The organism is Winogradskyella rapida (genome assembly GCF_042675845.1).
Lineage (GTDB): Bacteria > Bacteroidota > Bacteroidia > Flavobacteriales > Flavobacteriaceae > Winogradskyella > Winogradskyella rapida.
The window spans coordinates 102,472-119,752 of sequence record NZ_JBHTKM010000010.1; the positions used below are offsets into that span (position 1 = coordinate 102,472).

The following is a 17,281-nucleotide window of genomic DNA, read 5'->3' on the forward strand; positions in this document are numbered from 1 at the left end:
CAGGAGTTAAATGGATTTTTTAAATTTCTCAATGACTTCAAGCGCCGCTTTTACAGGGGAAACCTCTGAAGAGATGATGTCTTTCTCTAAAGTTTCTAACGTATGAGCTATAGCCTCAGAACCGTAAAACATCTGTTTTAATTCTTCATTAATATTGTTATACATCCATTGAATTTTCTGATGGTTTCTGTTTTTTATAAAGTATCCATTGTCATCCACAAGAGCTTTATATTTTAACACCTCATCCCAAACCTTAGAAATCCCAATATGTTTTGTGGAGGATGCGGTACTCACCACTGGACTCCACCCAGATTCGCCCAATGGAAAAATATGTAAGGCATTCTGATATTGTCGTTTGGCTAATTTACTATTGGTGATATTATCACCATCGGCTTTATTAATGACCACCATATCCGCCATTTCCATAATACCTTTCTTAATGCCTTGTAATTCATCTCCCGCACCTGAAAGCATTAACAGTAAAAAGAAATCCGTCATCCCATGAACAGCAGTTTCCGATTGCCCAACACCAACGGTTTCAACCAAAATAACATCATAACCTGCCGCTTCACAAAGCAACATGGTTTCACCCGTTTTATTAGCAACACCACCCAAGGTATCTCCAGAAGACGAGGGTCTAATATAAGCGTCTTCCAAATTTGCTAATTCTTCCATCCTAGTTTTATCCCCAAGAATACTTCCTTTGGTACGTTGGCTACTCGGATCTATAGATAATATAGCCACTTTATGGCCTTGTTTCACCAGGTATACCCCAAAAGCTTCAATAAAAGTACTCTTACCAACTCCAGGAACTCCGGTAATTCCAATCCTAATGGAATTTCCGGCATGCGGTAAAATCTGTTGTACAATGTCCTTTGCTAAGACTTTATCACTTGCTAAATTACTTTCTATAATAGTAATCGCTCTAGACAACATGACACGGTCTCCCGCTAAAACACCATCAATATAAGCTTGAGATGAAAGTCTATTTTTGGGTTTGTATTGTTTCATTTTTTGAGGTATAAAACGCGGTTGCTTTGATAAAATTCAACACCTTACAAAGGTAACGAATAAGCCAAAGAATGCATAGTTTAAAACGGGATTTATAGCAGTAAAATACAGCAACTATTTCCGCATTTGTCAACTATAATCTATTGTAACAGCTATTAAAACTCCCTCTAGGGATTTGGTATCGTCCTAAAAAATCTCGTCGATAAAATCCTATCATTGGTATAGGAGATTGTACTCAACTTATATTACAGTTTTAAAATAGGCCATAGGTTTACATCTTTGAAGTGTAGAATTTAAATACATAACATTATGAAATCGTATTTCCTCCTTATAGCATTATTAACCGCAACGTTTAGTTTTGCTCAAGACACACCGACACCTGAAACAAAAAAGGTATGGACATTAGAAGATTGTATTTCTTATGCCATTGAAAATAACATCACTATAAAAGAGGCGAGTTTAAATAAAGACCTCGCTGATGTAGATTATAGCGCTACAAAATCGTCGCGACTACCAAATTTATTCGGAAGTGCTTCGCAAAAATTTTCTAGTGGTAATACTATTGATCCTATTACAAGTGATTATGTAACAGATCAGATTCACAGTACCAATGTTGGAATTAACAGTTCTATGACTTTGTTTCAAGGGAATCAAATTAGCAACGAAATAAAGCAAAGCAAACTTTTATTAGATCAAAGTATTTTACAAGAAGATGTTGAGAAAAATAACATCATCTTAAATATTTTAGAAACCTATTTACAAGCGCTTTACGCTAAAGAAAGTATCACGGTTGCAGAAAATAATTTAAATGCTTCTGAAACTGAAGTTGCTAGAGCCAAAGCACGATTAGATGCCGGAACCATTGCCTTAAGCGATTATACCGAAGCACAAAGTCAGGCGGCGACCAACAGATACAATATTATTGCGGCTAAAAATGATTACCAACAATACATCATTACTTTAAAACAACTTTTAGAGTTAACACCAGCAGATGAACTTGAAATAGACCCGATTTCTGAAAATATGGATGTGGTAAATTTAGAACTCGATAAGATAGACATCTATAATAAAGCCTTAGGCATTTTACCAGAAATTAAAGCTAGTGAATTAAATGTAGCTGTCTCAGAAAAAGAACTGGATATTGCTAAAGGCGGGTATTTACCAACCTTAACCTTATCGGGTAGTGTAGGCTCAGGGTATACAAGTATTAACGATAACACGTTTTCAGATCAATTTGATGTGAATTTCAACCAACAGTTAGGGCTGTCTTTAAGCATTCCTATTTTCAACAGAAATCAGACCAAAGCTGCGGTACAAAGCGCTACAATTAATATTGAAAAAGCACAAATACAAAAGCAGGCCACGGAAAAAGACCTTTATAAACGTGTAGAAACAGCTTATCAGAATGCCGTTTCTGCCCAAGAGCAAGTCCTGGCCGCAGAAGCCTCTAAAGAAGCTGCAGAGCAATCTTATGAATTAGCACAAAAGAAATATGAGCTCGGTGCCTTAAGTACCACGGATTTAGTGATTAGTCAAAACACGTTTACTAATGCCCAGCAAAATTATTTACAAGCAAAATACCTTAATGTATTGTACCACCAATTATTACAGTACTACCAAGGAAATGCTATAACACTTTAATCGAAATAAAAAACAAGATCGTTATGCCATGCGCTTATGGCATTCTCAAACCATTAAATAGAAATCATCATGAAGAATAAGAAAAAAATAATTATCGGTAGCCTAGTTGCAGTCGGACTCGCCATAGCAGCATTTGGATATTTTAATGGCGATGATGCTGTAATTATACAAGCAGAAACTGTTGCTGCAAAAGAAGCCAACGTAACCACTATGGTAACCGCAACAGGAACTATAGAACCTATTAACCAAGTTGATGTGGGTACCCAAGTCTCTGGTGTTGTAGAAAAAGTATATGTAGATTATAACTCTATTGTAAAGGAAGGCCAGTTAATTGCAGAGCTTGATAAAACAAACTTACAAGCCTCACTAACACAAGCCCAAGCCGCTTATGATAATGCGGTAAGCCAAAGAGATTATACAAAAACCATATACGATAGACAGAAAACCTTATACGACAATCAGGTGATTAGTAAATCAGATTTTGATGACGCTAACTATAATTATCAAACCGCAAAAGGTACGGTTACGCAACGTTATTCAGATTTGCAATCGGCAAGAACTAACTTAGGATATGCTAATATTTACTCGCCAATTGATGGGGTGGTCTTATCTAAAGATATTGAAGAAGGACAAACTGTAGCTGCAAGTTACAGCACACCAACATTATTCACTATCGCTCAAGACTTAGAACAAATGCAGGTAGAGGCCGATGTTGATGAAGCTGATATAGGGCAAGTTAAAGAAGGCCAGCGTGTAGAATTTACAGTAGATGCCTATGTAGGAGAAACTTTTAATGGTGTGGTTACCCAAGTCCGTTTAGACCCAACCGTTACTTCTAATGTTGTAACGTATACAGTAGTTGTTAAGGCGGATAACGAAGACCTTAAATTAAAACCAGGTTTAACAGCAACGATTTCTATTTTCACTTTAGAACTTAATGATGTGTTAACAGCTGAAGCAAAAGCGATTAACTTTAAACCAGAAAGAGAAACTTTAGCCACTTACAACGCACAACACCAACTTGAAGCTAATACAGCAGATCGATCTAGAGAAGCCACTACACTTTGGGTTTTAGAATCTAATGGTGCTATCACCCCGAAATCCGTAACCCTTGGCGCAAGCGATGGTGTAAATGTTCAGATTTTAAGCGGAATTTCTAAAGGTGATAAGTTAGTCTACAGTTTAAAAGGTGTTTCTAAATCAGACGGCGCCACAGTAGAAAAAAGTGAAAGCCCATTTATGCCACAACGTCCAGGAGGAGGAAGAAAATAAGAGAAACTATGAGCAAAGAAATCATAAAAATACAAGATTTAAAACGTGAGTTTACCATGGGTACCGAAACGGTCCATGCCTTAAAAGGCCTCTCGTTTTCAATTCAAGAAGGAGAGTTCGTCACCATAATGGGTTCTAGTGGATCTGGAAAAAGTACCATGCTAAATATTCTAGGCTGCTTAGATCAGCCTAGCTCGGGACTTTATGAAATTGACGGTGTAAGCGTTAAGGATTTGAGTCGAAACGAACTTGCGACAATTAGAAACGAGAAGATTGGTTTCATATTTCAATCTTACAATTTATTAGCGAGAACATCGGCTATTGAGAATGTAGAATTACCCTTATTATATAACAGTAAGGTTTCTTCTGAAGAACGCCGAGAACGCGCCATAAAAGCTTTAAAAATGGTGGGCTTAGGTGAACGTTTAGACCATACACCATCACAATTATCAGGAGGACAACAACAGCGTGTGGCTATTGCCAGATCTTTAGTAAACAATCCTGTAATGATTTTAGCTGATGAAGCCACAGGAAATTTAGATACAAGAACCTCTTATGAGATTATGTCTTTATTTCAAGAATTAAACAAACAAGGTATTACCATTACGTTTGTAACGCACGAGCCTGATATTGCCACCTTTAGTAGTAGAACTGTCGTTTTAAAAGACGGTAATATTATTCAAGATTATCAAAATCAAGATGTGCAATCTGCTGCGGCTGAATTAGCAAAATTACCTAAACAAGACCATTAATTATGAGACTATTAAATTTATTTAAAATAGCGACCAAAGCCATCATACTTAACAAAACAAGAACCTTGTTAACCATGTTAGGAATCATTATTGGGGTCGCCTCTGTAATTGCGATGTTGGCCATTGGTGAAGGTTCTAAAGAAAGTATCAGAACCACCATTTCTGCAATGGGGTCAAACATGATTACCATTCAACCCGGAGCGGACAATAGAGGTCCTGCTAGAGGTAGTGGTGGTGATGTACAAACCTTAACATTAGAGAATTATGAAACGATAAAAGCGCAATCCGATTTAATTAACTACATCACACCTGTTGTGAATGGTAGTGGACAAATTATTAATGGCTCTAACAACTGGCCATCATCGATTTACGGGGTGAATCCAGAGTATTTAAACATTAAAGCGGTGGGGCTACAAAATGGTAGTATGTTTACTGATGCTGAAGTTAAATCGGCTTCTAAAGTGGCAGTTATCGGGCAAACAGTTGTAGAGAATGTGTTTCCTGACGGGCAAGATCCTGTAGGTCAAATGATACGTTTTAACAACATTCCTTTTACAGTAATTGGTGTATTAGAAGAAAAAGGTGAAAATACCTTTGGTCAAGATCAGGATGATGTTGTTATTGCACCTTACACGACGGTTCAAAAACGTATTTTGGCAATTGATCACCTCAACCAAATTATTGCTTCAGCGATTAGTGAAGATGATGCCCCGGCAGCTGTAGAGCAGGTGAGTGCCATTTTACGTACTGAACATAAATTATTAGACAATGAAGAAGATGATTTTACCGTACGTTCTATGGAAGAATTGATTTCGACTTTTAGTTCTACAAGTGAAATGTTAACCGTTTTATTAGTCGCCGTAGCGAGTATCTCCTTATTAATTGGAGGTATTGGGATTATGAATATTATGTACGTTTCCGTTAAAGAGCGTACCAAAGAAATTGGTTTACGTATGGCCGTAGGTGCAAAAGGTGCCGATATTTTAATGCAATTTTTAATTGAAGCCATATTAATAAGTATCACCGGTGGGGTTTTAGGGGTTATCCTAGGCCTTGGAGCCACGGTATTTATTGAAACCTTCTTGAATTGGCCAACAAGTGTCGCCTTATATTCTATTGTAATATCATTTGCCGTTTGTGCGGTTACAGGAATATTTTTCGGGTGGTATCCAGCAAGAAAAGCTTCTGCTTTAGATCCAATAACAGCTTTACGATACGAGTAATATAACCTAAAGTATAATACAACTTTAATAAGAGTCACCATGAAAACTTTAAAAACGAATACTGTAATTCAGGTCACTTCAATAGCCCTGTTCATAATTTTAATGCAGGCCTGTAAGGAAGCGAGTACAACCTCAAAGCCCGTTGCAACCACAAATCATACATCGTATACACAAGTAGCAACGGGGCAAGTAAAGGCTTATGATGAAGATGGAACGGTACGTGCGGATCTTCAAATAGGAGATTCGCTTTACGGGCAAGATGCACATTATTTAAAAGGTAAAACCATGACGTTTGAAAATAATGGTGATGGGACAATTAGTGATCTTAATACAGGATTAATGTGGCAAGAAATTCCAACTTCCGAAGGATTTAATTGGAAAGATGCCAAAGCCTATTGTGAAAACCTCAAGCTTGCTGGTTATGACGATTGGAGAATGCCAACAGCCAAAGAACTCTATTCTATTAGTGATTTTAGCGAAGGTTGGCCGTATTTAGATACCACTTATTTTTCCTTAGTCAATAATGATTTTGTGGATAAAAGTGAACAATATTGGGCTGATAATGCTTATGTTGGTCATACCGAAGAGGGGCAGTATACTGCAGCGTTTGGTGTAAACCATGCTACCGGACATATAAAGGCCTATGCCGGGGAAGCGCCTAAAGATATGAAGGATAGAAAAGGACCTCCTCCTGGGGGAAATGGTCCTAAGGGTCAAACATATTCTGAAGATGATGACGAAGGTCACAGACCACCGCCTCCTGCTAATCAGAACGGCAGCCGACCTATGGGCAACCCAATGTTAAAATATGTTCGTGCTGTTAGAGGAAATGCCTATGGTGACAATGCTTTTATAGATAATGGTGATCAAACCATTACGGATAAAGCCACAGGACTTATGTGGTCTAAGCAAGATAGTAAAAAAGGTTTCGATTGGAAAAATGCCTTGATGTATGCTGAAAATTCAGAACTCGCAGGCTACACCGATTGGCGCTTGCCTAACGTAAAAGAATTACAAGGCCTAGTCGATTATAATTATGCTCCAGGAGCTAAGGACGACTCTAAAGACCGAGCGGCCATAGCTCCAGTATTTGAAACTTCAGCAATTGTCAATGAAAATGGCGATAAAGATTATCCATATTTTTGGACCAGTACTTCTGCTAGATTTCAAAAAGGAAAACCCTATTATTATGCTTGGTACGTTGCTTTTGGCCGTGCGGTGAATAATGAAGGTTTAGATTTTCATGGCGCAGGAGCCGTAAGGTTTGATACCAAACATGAAAATGGCCCCGCCAGTGAAGGGGGAGAGCGCTATTACAATTATGTGCGTTTGGTAAGAAATGTCAATTAGTAAAGTGCATGAAAATGCTTGTGCTTGACCATAAAGCAACACTTAAATCTGAATTCGTTTTGATGTATTCAATAGGTGCTTTAGCTTTGTTTTTGACAGGCGCAGGTAAATATAATGTAGCTTCAAACAACAAATGGGATTAATTAAAAACGACAACAATGCCTAACAATAAAAATATCACCCTATTTTCACACCTTCTCGTGTGGTTTGTCCTCTTTAGTATGCCTTATTTTTTATCCTATGGGCAAGAACAAGAAATGGACAGAATTAAAGCCCATTTTTGGATCCCTTTATGTTTTTCAGTAATCATTTTCTATTCCAATTACTTTGTCTTAGTGGATCGGTTTTTATTTCCGAAGAAAATGCTACAATTTGTCACTATAAACACCGTAATGATTATGCTATTCTTATTATTGAAAGAATATATAGAGGACACTTATTTTAAAGAGATTGCTGAGAAACGTTTAATAAACAGCAATAGGGTAGAGCCTCCTTTTAAAATGGCGGTCTACATTCAAGTGTTATCCTATATGGCGCCACTCCTGTTTTCTATAGCTCTAAAAACGACTAAACGTTGGATAAAAACAGAAGCTGAACGCAAAGAAGCTGCCAATATTAAATTGCAGTCCGAGTTACAGCACTTACATTATCAGCTGCAACCGCATTTCTTTTTCAACTCATTAAATAATATCTATGCCATGGTAGACCTGTCTCCAGATCAGGCCAAAACCTCTATACATAGTTTAAGTAAGCTGATGCGCTACATGTTGTATGAAACGAATGTAGAAACCATTCTTTTATCTAAAGAAATTGACTTTATGAAGCGCTATATTGAACTCATGAAGCTTCGTGTATCGGACAAGACCGTGGTGAATTACAGTTTTCCTGTAAAAGAAACAGGAATTAAGATTGCTCCGCTATTATTTATCTCACTTATTGAAAATGCTTTTAAACATGGGGTATCTGCTAGCAAGGAAAGCCTGATCACTATTGATATGACCCAAGACGATCATAAAATACGTTTTGTTATTGACAACAATAACTATCCCAAACAAACCGATGACAAAAGCGGTTCGGGTATAGGATTACAGAATTTAGTGAAACGCTTAGAATTGTTATACCCTCAGAAACACGAGTTTAAAACCTTCTTAAAAAACGATCGGTTTTTAGTGACCTTAGAAATAGAGACCAACTAAATCGCTCATACATTCCGAAAAATAAAGCTTTATGAAAAATACACTTTTAGCCATTTGTTTTTTCCTCCTAAGTCTACATCTGTTTGCTCATGAAGGCGGACATGGCACCCCTTTAAAACAATGGGAATTAGCAACTACGCATCAAACTGTCAATGCTAATTTCATCAAATTAGAGGATGATAACGTTTATTTAATGGATGCGCATCACGCGGTTCAGAGTTATAAACTTTCAGACTTTTCTGCAGCAGATCAGAATTATATTAAAGCTAAACGTGCAGCTATTCAGAGTTTAAATAATCATCACACAGCTTCAGAATCACTAGAAGGATCCAATTCTAGTTGGTGGCTTCTTATGTTTGGACTCCTGCTTTTGGGCGTATCTGTGTATAAATTAGGGAAAGAAAGAAAAGCCATGCATTTCACTTACGGTATTTTAGGAGGATGTCTCGTCACCTTTGTGTCTTGTAAAAACACAGCGACTACAGGGATTAGTGCACTTCAAGTTCCTTCGCACGCGGTTTCAGTAATGCAAAGCTTTTTTGAAAAATTTGATGGTGTCTCTACGCATGCAGATAGTACTTATCTCTATATATCCTCTAATGGATTACCCAATCATGATATGATGGTTGGCATAAGCAATTGGCAACAACAAGTTCCTATTCCACAAAATTATACAGGCACTAATAGTTGGGCTATTCCTATACATCCAAAAATGGCAGAAGACCCCTTATCTACAAAAACCAATTTACTAAAAGGGGCTATTGCTGTAGCAGTGAACGGAATTCCAATTTTTAATCCTTTAAATAATAGAGGCGAAGATGCCAATGCTATTGGTGAATTAGATGAATGGGGCGGACATTGTGGACGTGCCGATGATTATCATTACCATTTACCGCCATTACATTTACAAGATCAAGTGGGCGAAGGAAATCCTGTGGCTTATGCTGTAGATGGTTTTCCGGTATATGGAGAAACAACAGCGCCCTTAGATGAATACTTAGGAAAAACAAATCCCGATGGATCTTACCAATACCACACCATTAAAGAGTATCCTTATTTTATTGCAGGCATGAGAGGAGAAGTCCAATTAGACCCAAAAACTAAAGCACCAGAAAATCAGGTGTACCCACAACCAAGAACACAAGAATTAAGACCTGCACTAAGACCATTACGTGGTGCTGAAATTATCGATTTTAAATCTTTAGGAGAAAATGCCTATCAATTAACCTATCGCTTAGAAGGGAAAGACTATATCATTAATTACAGTTGGGATAGTACAGGAACTTACACCTATCAATTTATAAATCCGGATGGTACAACAACCGTTGAAACCTATAAAGCAACAGAAAAATGAAACCAACAAAAATTTTAGCTCTCATCCTTTTTCTTTCTTTTATAGCTTGTAAAAACAAGACTACTGAGCTTACAACTGTAAATCACGATGATTTTAAAACCATTCATCCCAATTTTAAACTCACAAGTGCCGCTGTAGAAAATGGGGTCTTATTAGACGCATATAAATGTGAAGAAAAAATCAAGGATGTGGAAAATTCCATACCGCTGTCTTGGGAAAATGTACCTAAGGGCACGAAATCTTTAGCGATTGTCATGTACCATTACCCTAAAAAGGAAGATAAGAGTGAGATCAATTCCTACTTGTTATTATGGAATATTGATCCTGGAGTCACAGAAATACCCTATAAAATGGCGTCTCAAGGAAACTGGTTTATGGGCGCAAATAAAGATGGTACAGCAATATCTTATACATCGCCTTGTTCTCGTGGAAAAGGAAAACACGAATACACCATAGCGCTTTATGCGTTAGCTGAAACACCAGCCTCATTACCTCAAGAAAACAGTTTAGACGTCGATTATAATGTATTTATGAATGCCATAAATACAGTAAAAATTGTCGATAGAACCACCTTAACCTTTGTCGATTCCAACTAAAAAAAGTAAAAAATGATACACATAAAGCCTAGCACATTCCTCGTTATTTTTTCTTGTTTTGCACTATTCACTTGTAAAAACACAAAAAAAACGACATCTGAAAAAACGGAAACCTATAAAGGTACCGCCTCCGTATCTCAAGGACCTGCAACGGTGTTAACGCAAAATATTTATGACTGCGATAGAGGTAGAAAAGCACCAATCGGGACGTCTACAGCTACAGATGGCAGCACATGGACCGTTCCTGCAGAAGTTAATTTTACGGATGAAAGTTTTCCGTTGGCATCCGATTTATTTAATCCTTGTACTAAAATAGAATATACCTCTGCAGATGAAGCTTTATCTGCTTTAGATGGCAGTGATATTGTTGAAGTAGATGCAGATGGCGAACTTATTACCGCCTATGTCTTTGCCGATAATTATTTTGAAATGTATATCAATGGCATTCCTGTGGGAAAAGACAATGTGCCTTTTACGCAATTCAATTCTAATATTGTTCGCTTTAAAGTTCAAAAACCTTTTACTATAGCCATGAAATTAGTGGATTGGGAAGAAAATAGTGGTTTAGGTTCTGAAGCGAATAGAGGACAAGCGTTTCATCCTGGAGATGGAGGTATGGTCGCTGTTTTTAAAGATGCTGAAGGCGAAATAATTGCTACAACAAATTCCGAATGGAAAGCGCAAACCTTTTATACAGCACCTTTAAGAGACTTATCTTGTGCTACAGAAGAAGGCACTCTAAGACTAAGTTCGTCTTGCAACACCGAAGATTCTAACGATGGAACATCGTACTACGCTTTACATTGGAAAACACCTCTAAAGTGGCAATCTTCAGATTTTGATGATAGCCAATGGCCTAGCGCAACCGAGTACACAAATAGAACGATTGGTGTAGATAATAAGCCTGCATATACCAATTTTATAGATATCTTTGATAACAGCAAAGCCGATGCAAAATTTATATGGTCTACCAATGTTATTTTAGACAATGAAGTTTTGGTAAGATATACGGTAAACTAAATTTTAATCGTTTTAAAGCTAGCCACTTTTAATTTATACATCTAATTTATGAGTAACTTAAAAATATCTTGTGTTATTGTAGACGATGAGCCTATGGCACTTAATTTGGTAGAGAGTTATGTTGAAAAAACACCCTTTTTAGACCTCAAGAAAAAATGCAGTAGTGCCATTGAAGCGATGGAATACATCAAAGACCAACCGGTAGATTTACTGTTTCTAGACATACAAATGCCAGATTTAACGGGTATTGAGTTTTCAAAAATGTTACCTAAAGACACACGTGTTATTTTTACAACGGCTTTTGATCATTATGCCTTAGAAGGTTTTAAAGTAGAAGCCATAGATTATTTATTAAAACCTTTTGATTATGCCGAGTTCTTAGTCGCGGCCAATAAGGCAAATACCTGGTTTGAATTGGTAAAAGGACAACGCCAAAGTGTGCTTTCTGAAGAAAAGGAATTCCTTTTTGTAAAATCGGAATACAAGCAATTACGCATTAAACTAGCCGATGTGCTCTATTTTGAAGGTTTAAAAGACTATATTAAAATATGGATTAAAGATAATCCGAAGCCCATCCTGACCTTAATGAGCTTAAAATCTTTAGAAGAAGAACTGCCAAGCACGCAATTTATGCGTGTGCACCGCTCTTTTATTGTTTCCTTAGATAATATTGATGTTATTGAACGTAGTCAGATTATCATCAATGATCAGCGCATCACAGTATCAGAACATTACAAACCAAAATTCTTAGAATTCATTAATAATAACTCTTTAAACGGATAGCACGATTGGTATTCATCTATTGATTTTCAGATTTAATACGAGGAATTGCGGTATTGGTCTATTTCCTTTTTAATTTAAAAACAATAGAAGTACGTTTGTACCGCACAAAACTATATATATCAAATCATGAAAAAAATTGTTTTAACCGTATCGGTTGCAATCACAATGCTAAGTTGTAACAGTGTTAAAAATGTAGACACTTCTACCATTGCACAAGCTTCAACACTATTAAGCTCTTTAAGCTCAAACTCTACAGTACAACAAATTACAAGTCTTTTCAATTTATTAGACACTGATAATAATGATGCCATCAGTTCTTCAGAAGCTATTGGTTCAGTTTCAGAAAACTTTGACGTCTTAGATACAGACAACAGTTCTAATTTAAATCTTACCGAGCTAACAGGCTTATTAGACTTATTAAAATAATTACCCCTAGAATTAATTGCGGAAAAAGGGATACTTGAAAAGGTATTCCTTTTTTTTATGCATACCTCTAAACCCGCACAGAAATCGCCCTTCAGTAAAACTCTATATCTACAAAAACAGCCGCTTTATAGATAAATATCAGGCACTAGTCTATTGCTTTTTCACAAGGCTTATAATTGCAATACCTTTAAATCAAGGAAAGCAATAAGGCTTATCATTATTGCGATAAAAGATTGTTTAACGCCTTAAAATAAATGATTATGAAAACACGTATTAAAACCTACTTACTTCCTTTGACATTTTTGGTTGCATTCGCTTTTCAGGCGCCTGCGCAAAGCAAACGTAGTAGCAGTAAAAAAACAACCGTAATAAGCACTAAGAAACCCGTAAGCAAAAAAATACCGAGCTCAAAAGTGACGTATAAAAAACAGACTAAAAAAGTGGTTTCTGTAAGAAGCGTTCCTAATAAAAAGGTTGTACAATATAAGGGACAGAATTATTATTACGCTAACAACAGATTCTATACACAATCTAGAGGACGTTATATTGTTATTGCTCCTAAGGTAGGATTCAGAATTCAGACCTTACCATCTAACTATAAGCGTATACGTTATAACAACCGTGATTATTATGCTGTTAATGGAACGTTTTATATCTACGTTAATAACGAATATGAAGTGGTAGAACCAGAGATAGGAACTATTGTATATGAATTACCAGAAGATTACGAAAAAGTAACTATAGACAACCAAACTTATTATGAGTATGCTAATATTCTATACGAAAAAGTACAGGTAGACGGCACAAGAGCTTATGAAGTGGTTGGTATTATAGATATGGAATAAAGCTATTTAAGAAAATCATATTTAATTGATTGTTAGAGTGAGAAGGAGGGAAGTTATTAGAGTGGCGCCCTCCTTTTTTTATGTTCTTTTTTAAATACTGATAAGATAATTCTTATGGTACATCTTTTTATAGATGTCTTTACTAAACATATAGAGTTGCGCTGGTTTTTTAGAAACACCAACTTGCTTTTCATCTAAAGGAATAATGTATTTTTTATTGATGAGTTTTCGTCTAAAATTACGATTGTCAATTTCTATCCCTAAAATAGATTCATACAAATCCTGAACATCATTAATGGTGAATTTATCTGGTAACAATTCAAAAATAATAGGTTCCGCTAAACACTTGGTTTTTAAATCTTCATGTGCCTCTTCAATAATCTTCTTATGATCAAAGCCTAATTCGGGCAGAGATCTTAACGGAAACCATTTGGCTTGGTACTTATTACGTGTAACATCAACATCTTCTGTTTTTAATAAAAAATAGTAGGCAATCGTGATGGTACGTAAACTAAAGGCTTCTTTATCAATCCAAATTAAATCCTTCTCACTTAATAAACGATCAGGATCTCCAAAGGCTTTAAATTGCTTTTTATACTGATTGGTTAATCCCGTTAATTCCTTTAATACACGGGTTGCCGAATCATCTAAAGTTTCATCTTCATAAACATGGTATCCTGTAAGGACATAGTCGTCAACTAAAACCGCTTTCTCTTCAGATTCTAAGTAACGTTTTATCAGTAAAACATTTAAAGATTTAGTAATTGTGTCATAACCAAAAACCACACAATCTACTGATATATTAGAAATTTTATTAGGCATAATTTGTTTTTAACGGTGTTAAATGTAGCACAATAATTTTATTAAACGTCAATTTAACATTAAATATTTATTGAATAAAAGCCAAGCTACATCAGTATTCTTATATCAATATAGCATAGTATTAAGCTAATATAATATATTTTTTGGCTTTATATTTTGTAATATTCAAAATATATTTTATACATTTGACTAATAAACGTAAATATGACGTTTATTAAAACATAATCTTAGACCATTTAGAAATGAGCACCTTAACAACATCGCAGACCAACAATATCAAAAAGGTATTTAATCCCAAAGGCCTATCTTTAAGTTATAAGGTATTCATTCTTAGTTTATTTCTAGGGGTTGTCAATACCACCCTTAACGCACAAACAGAAAGCGTAACAGAAACCTACAAACCGTTTAGCATAAGCGGACATATAAAAAACATGCACACTTGGCATGGATTTGTAGTGCACCCAAGTGCGGTATTTGCAACAAGCCTTGAGTACAATACTCGCGATCAAAAATTTACTTTTGGCGTATGGGGAGGGGCTAGTTTTTCTGGCGTTGATGTTGAAAATTATAATACAGGAGAAAACGTAAGCGCAAGCTATAAAGAGTTTTCTATCTATACAAAGTATAAGTTTTCAGATCGCTTGTTTGTAGAGGCCGTATCGCACAACAATTATACTGGAGTAGAAGAACGTGGTGATGAATTGCATTATTGGAGTTACGACAAAACTCAAGGCTACAATTTTGTAGATATCGGAATAGGATATAATGTTAGTCCAAACACCTTACTTTATTTTGCTACGATTATAGCAGGTGGGGCTGGCGACTACGAGGTACAGTCCGATGGGAGCCTAGAAGATTCTTGGACGCATTATTTTGAAGTAAAAAGCAAAGTTTGGAACAACGACAATGCTAATTTATCCGTTTTTGCTGGTGGTGCATGGTCCTTTATTACAGATAAGACCTTTTACACCGAAGGTTCTGGAAACCTTATAAACGTCGGCGCTACTTATGGTAAAAATTTAAATATTGGTAGCTACCAATTACCAGTAGAAGTAACTGCGATGTGGAACCCTGAACAAGAAAAAACAGTTTTACAATTAGACCTTAAATTATTTTAACTCTAAAATAACATAGACTCCTAATCCTATGAAAACAATAGCCGACACCTTCGTTGGTGTTACAAAAATCGCTAAGGCTTCAGGAGTTCCTATTTTTATTACGGATCGTTCTATAAATCCTTCAGCAGAATTAAGAACCACGATGCTGACTTAACCATGGAAAAAGAACCGCCACCAACGTTAATGGAAAAGAAAAATTGATGACAGCTTACACCTTAAAACAAGACCACTTAGACACGATATCGGAACATATATCGATTCCTAAATATCAAAGACGTCAATTAAAAACGGGCATTGTCCATATTGGCATTGGCGATTTCCATCGTGGACATCAAGCCTATTACACGGATCAATTATTACACGATACCTCAATTACAGACTGGGGCATCTGTGGAGTGGCCTTATTGCCATCGGATATTAAAATATATAAGGCGCTTAAAAAGCAAGATGGCCTATATACTTTAATAGTAAAAGAATTTGACGGCGCACTCACTAAACGGGTCATTGGTTCTATTACGGAAGTTTTATTCGCTCCAGAAAACCCAAGTAAAGTCATAAAAAAAATGGCCAGTAGCGCCGTTAAAATCATCACCCTAACCATTACAGAGCGAGGCTACAACTACAATGAAGTCACCAAAGCTTTTGACGATCAAAACCCCGACATACGTCACGATATTGCCAATCCACTAATGCCTAAAACGGTGTTTGGTTATCTTACGCAGGCTTTAAAACTTAGAAAAGAAAAAGGCGCTAAAGGGGTAACCATCCAATCTTGCGATAATATTCAAAGGAATGGCCATATGGCTAAAAATATGCTTTTAAGCTATGTAAGACTTGCAGAACCCTCCTTAGTGTCATGGATTGAAACTCATGTTTCGTTTCCTAATAGTATGGTAGACCGTATAACACCAACAACAACAGCTTCAGATGTTGCAATTTTAAAAGCCACCACAGGCATTAAAGATGCATGTCCAGTGGTTTGTGAACCTTTTAAGCAATGGGTTATTGAAGATGATTTTGTTAATGGTCGCCCACTTTGGGATGCTGTTGCGGCTCGATTTGTAGAGGATATTGTGCCCTACGAAAAAATGAAATTAAGCCTATTAAATGCAGGTCATACCGTACTCGGCATTTTAGGAGCCTTATTAGGTTACAAGACCATTGATGAAGCCGTACACGATGAAGATCTCTGTACTTTTCTAGAACAATATATGGATCATGAAGTCAGCCCAACCTTATCCGATTTAAAAGGTGTAGACCTAGAGCACTATAAAGCCTCTTTATTGCAGCGCTTCGGAAATGTTAGTATTAAAGATCAAATAGACCGTGTTTGTTCTGAAAGCACTTCTAAAATTCCAATTTATGTTTTACCGACCATTAGCGCTAATTTAGAATCTGAAGGGCAAATTGAATGTGCCGCACTTTTAATTGCTGCGTTTGCCATCTATAGTTTAGGTAAAGACGAAAACGGAAAATCCCTCAACATAAAAGATACTATGGAGACAACCTTAAGGAAGAAAGCTGCCCAAGCAGCAAACGGACAACCGGAAGTCTTCTTAGAGATTGAACCTGTTTTTGGATTATTGAAATCGTCACCATCGTTTGTAAGCGCCTACACCAGAGCATATAACACCTTAAGAACTTCAAGAATTAAGGCCTGTATTAAAACCTATACCAATAACCGTATCAATTGCTAATTCCCCTATATTTATAATAGCAATTCTTCGAAGGTTTATGGCGAAAGTCATAAACCTTTTTTTTGTTTTAATCGTAAAGCCATCCAGTGCGGAAAAGCTATCATTATAGCCTTTAAATCCCATTCCTGTATTTATTTTCATTTGTAAACAAAAGTTTAACTTAATAAAGCTATAT

General features: G+C 36.4%; 17 protein-coding genes. 15 read left to right on the top strand and 2 right to left on the bottom strand.

Features of this window, described 5'->3' with window-relative positions:
• Positions 1-6 precede the first annotated feature (6 nt).
• Positions 7-1,011: a methylmalonyl Co-A mutase-associated GTPase MeaB gene (gene meaB / locus ACFQ13_RS02315; RefSeq protein ID WP_386113574.1), complete on the bottom strand. Its 1,005-nt coding sequence runs from the start codon at positions 1,009-1,011 to the stop codon at positions 7-9.
• Between the two features lie 309 nt (positions 1,012-1,320).
• On the opposite strand from meaB, the gene ACFQ13_RS02320 reads away from it, so the two are divergent.
• From ACFQ13_RS02320 to ACFQ13_RS02375, 12 genes are all read left to right on the top strand, one after another.
• Positions 1,321-2,652, top strand: a complete 1,332-nt coding sequence (locus tag ACFQ13_RS02320; RefSeq protein ID WP_386113576.1) for a TolC family protein — start codon at positions 1,321-1,323, stop codon at positions 2,650-2,652.
• Between the two features lie 66 nt (positions 2,653-2,718).
• Positions 2,719-3,924: an efflux RND transporter periplasmic adaptor subunit gene (locus tag ACFQ13_RS02325; protein WP_386114124.1), complete on the top strand. Its 1,206-nt coding sequence runs from the start codon at positions 2,719-2,721 to the stop codon at positions 3,922-3,924.
• An 8-nt stretch (positions 3,925-3,932) separates the two neighbouring features.
• Positions 3,933-4,676 (top strand): ABC transporter ATP-binding protein, encoded by a 744-nt coding sequence (locus ACFQ13_RS02330; protein WP_114310260.1) that lies wholly within the window; start codon positions 3,933-3,935, stop codon positions 4,674-4,676.
• Positions 4,677-4,678: 2 nt separating this feature from the next.
• The gene (locus tag ACFQ13_RS02335; protein ID WP_386113578.1) at positions 4,679-5,899 is read left to right on the top strand and encodes an ABC transporter permease; all 1,221 of its coding nucleotides are present in this window, start codon (positions 4,679-4,681) and stop codon (positions 5,897-5,899) included.
• Between the two features lie 39 nt (positions 5,900-5,938).
• Positions 5,939-7,249, top strand: coding sequence for an Lcl C-terminal domain-containing protein (locus ACFQ13_RS02340; protein WP_386113580.1), 1,311 nt, complete (start codon positions 5,939-5,941; stop codon positions 7,247-7,249).
• A 158-nt stretch (positions 7,250-7,407) separates the two neighbouring features.
• Complete coding sequence (locus ACFQ13_RS02345) at positions 7,408-8,445, top strand: sensor histidine kinase (RefSeq protein ID WP_386113583.1); 1,038 nt, start codon at positions 7,408-7,410, stop codon at positions 8,443-8,445.
• A gap of 31 nt (positions 8,446-8,476) precedes the next feature.
• The gene (locus tag ACFQ13_RS02350) at positions 8,477-9,799 is read left to right on the top strand and encodes a YHYH protein (protein WP_386113584.1); all 1,323 of its coding nucleotides are present in this window, start codon (positions 8,477-8,479) and stop codon (positions 9,797-9,799) included.
• Positions 9,796-10,395 carry a YbhB/YbcL family Raf kinase inhibitor-like protein gene (locus ACFQ13_RS02355; RefSeq protein ID WP_386113586.1) on the top strand — a complete coding sequence of 200 codons (600 nt, stop codon included), beginning with the start codon at positions 9,796-9,798 and terminating at the stop codon, positions 10,393-10,395. Before ACFQ13_RS02350 ends, ACFQ13_RS02355 begins: the two co-directional genes overlap by 4 nt.
• Positions 10,396-10,407: 12 nt before the next feature.
• On the top strand, positions 10,408-11,415 hold the full coding sequence (locus ACFQ13_RS02360; protein ID WP_386113588.1) for a hypothetical protein: 1,008 nt from the start codon (positions 10,408-10,410) through the stop codon (positions 11,413-11,415).
• A 48-nt stretch (positions 11,416-11,463) separates the two neighbouring features.
• Positions 11,464-12,198, top strand: a complete 735-nt coding sequence (locus ACFQ13_RS02365; RefSeq protein WP_386113591.1) for a LytR/AlgR family response regulator transcription factor — start codon at positions 11,464-11,466, stop codon at positions 12,196-12,198.
• A gap of 126 nt (positions 12,199-12,324) precedes the next feature.
• Positions 12,325-12,624, top strand: a complete 300-nt coding sequence (locus ACFQ13_RS02370) for a hypothetical protein (protein WP_386113593.1) — start codon at positions 12,325-12,327, stop codon at positions 12,622-12,624.
• A gap of 260 nt (positions 12,625-12,884) precedes the next feature.
• Positions 12,885-13,469: a DUF6515 family protein gene (locus ACFQ13_RS02375; protein WP_386113595.1), complete on the top strand. Its 585-nt coding sequence runs from the start codon at positions 12,885-12,887 to the stop codon at positions 13,467-13,469.
• A gap of 90 nt (positions 13,470-13,559) precedes the next feature.
• On the opposite strand, the gene ACFQ13_RS02380 is transcribed toward ACFQ13_RS02375, so the two are convergent.
• Positions 13,560-14,291, bottom strand: coding sequence for an NUDIX hydrolase (locus ACFQ13_RS02380; protein WP_386113597.1), 732 nt, complete (start codon positions 14,289-14,291; stop codon positions 13,560-13,562).
• A gap of 242 nt (positions 14,292-14,533) precedes the next feature.
• Here ACFQ13_RS02380 and ACFQ13_RS02385 point away from each other — a divergent pair, with 242 nt between their 5' ends.
• The 3 genes from ACFQ13_RS02385 to ACFQ13_RS02395 are packed head-to-tail and all read left to right on the top strand — an operon-like array spanning position 14,534 to position 17,106.
• Positions 14,534-15,409, top strand: a complete 876-nt coding sequence (locus ACFQ13_RS02385; RefSeq protein WP_386113600.1) for a hypothetical protein — start codon at positions 14,534-14,536, stop codon at positions 15,407-15,409.
• A 28-nt stretch (positions 15,410-15,437) separates the two neighbouring features.
• Positions 15,438-15,563: a hypothetical protein gene (locus ACFQ13_RS02390; protein ID WP_386113603.1), complete on the top strand. Its 126-nt coding sequence runs from the start codon at positions 15,438-15,440 to the stop codon at positions 15,561-15,563.
• A 46-nt stretch (positions 15,564-15,609) separates the two neighbouring features.
• A complete protein-coding gene (locus tag ACFQ13_RS02395) occupies positions 15,610-17,106 on the top strand; it encodes a mannitol dehydrogenase family protein (RefSeq protein ID WP_386113604.1) in 1,497 nt (498 codons plus the stop codon).
• Positions 17,107-17,281 lie beyond the last annotated feature (175 nt).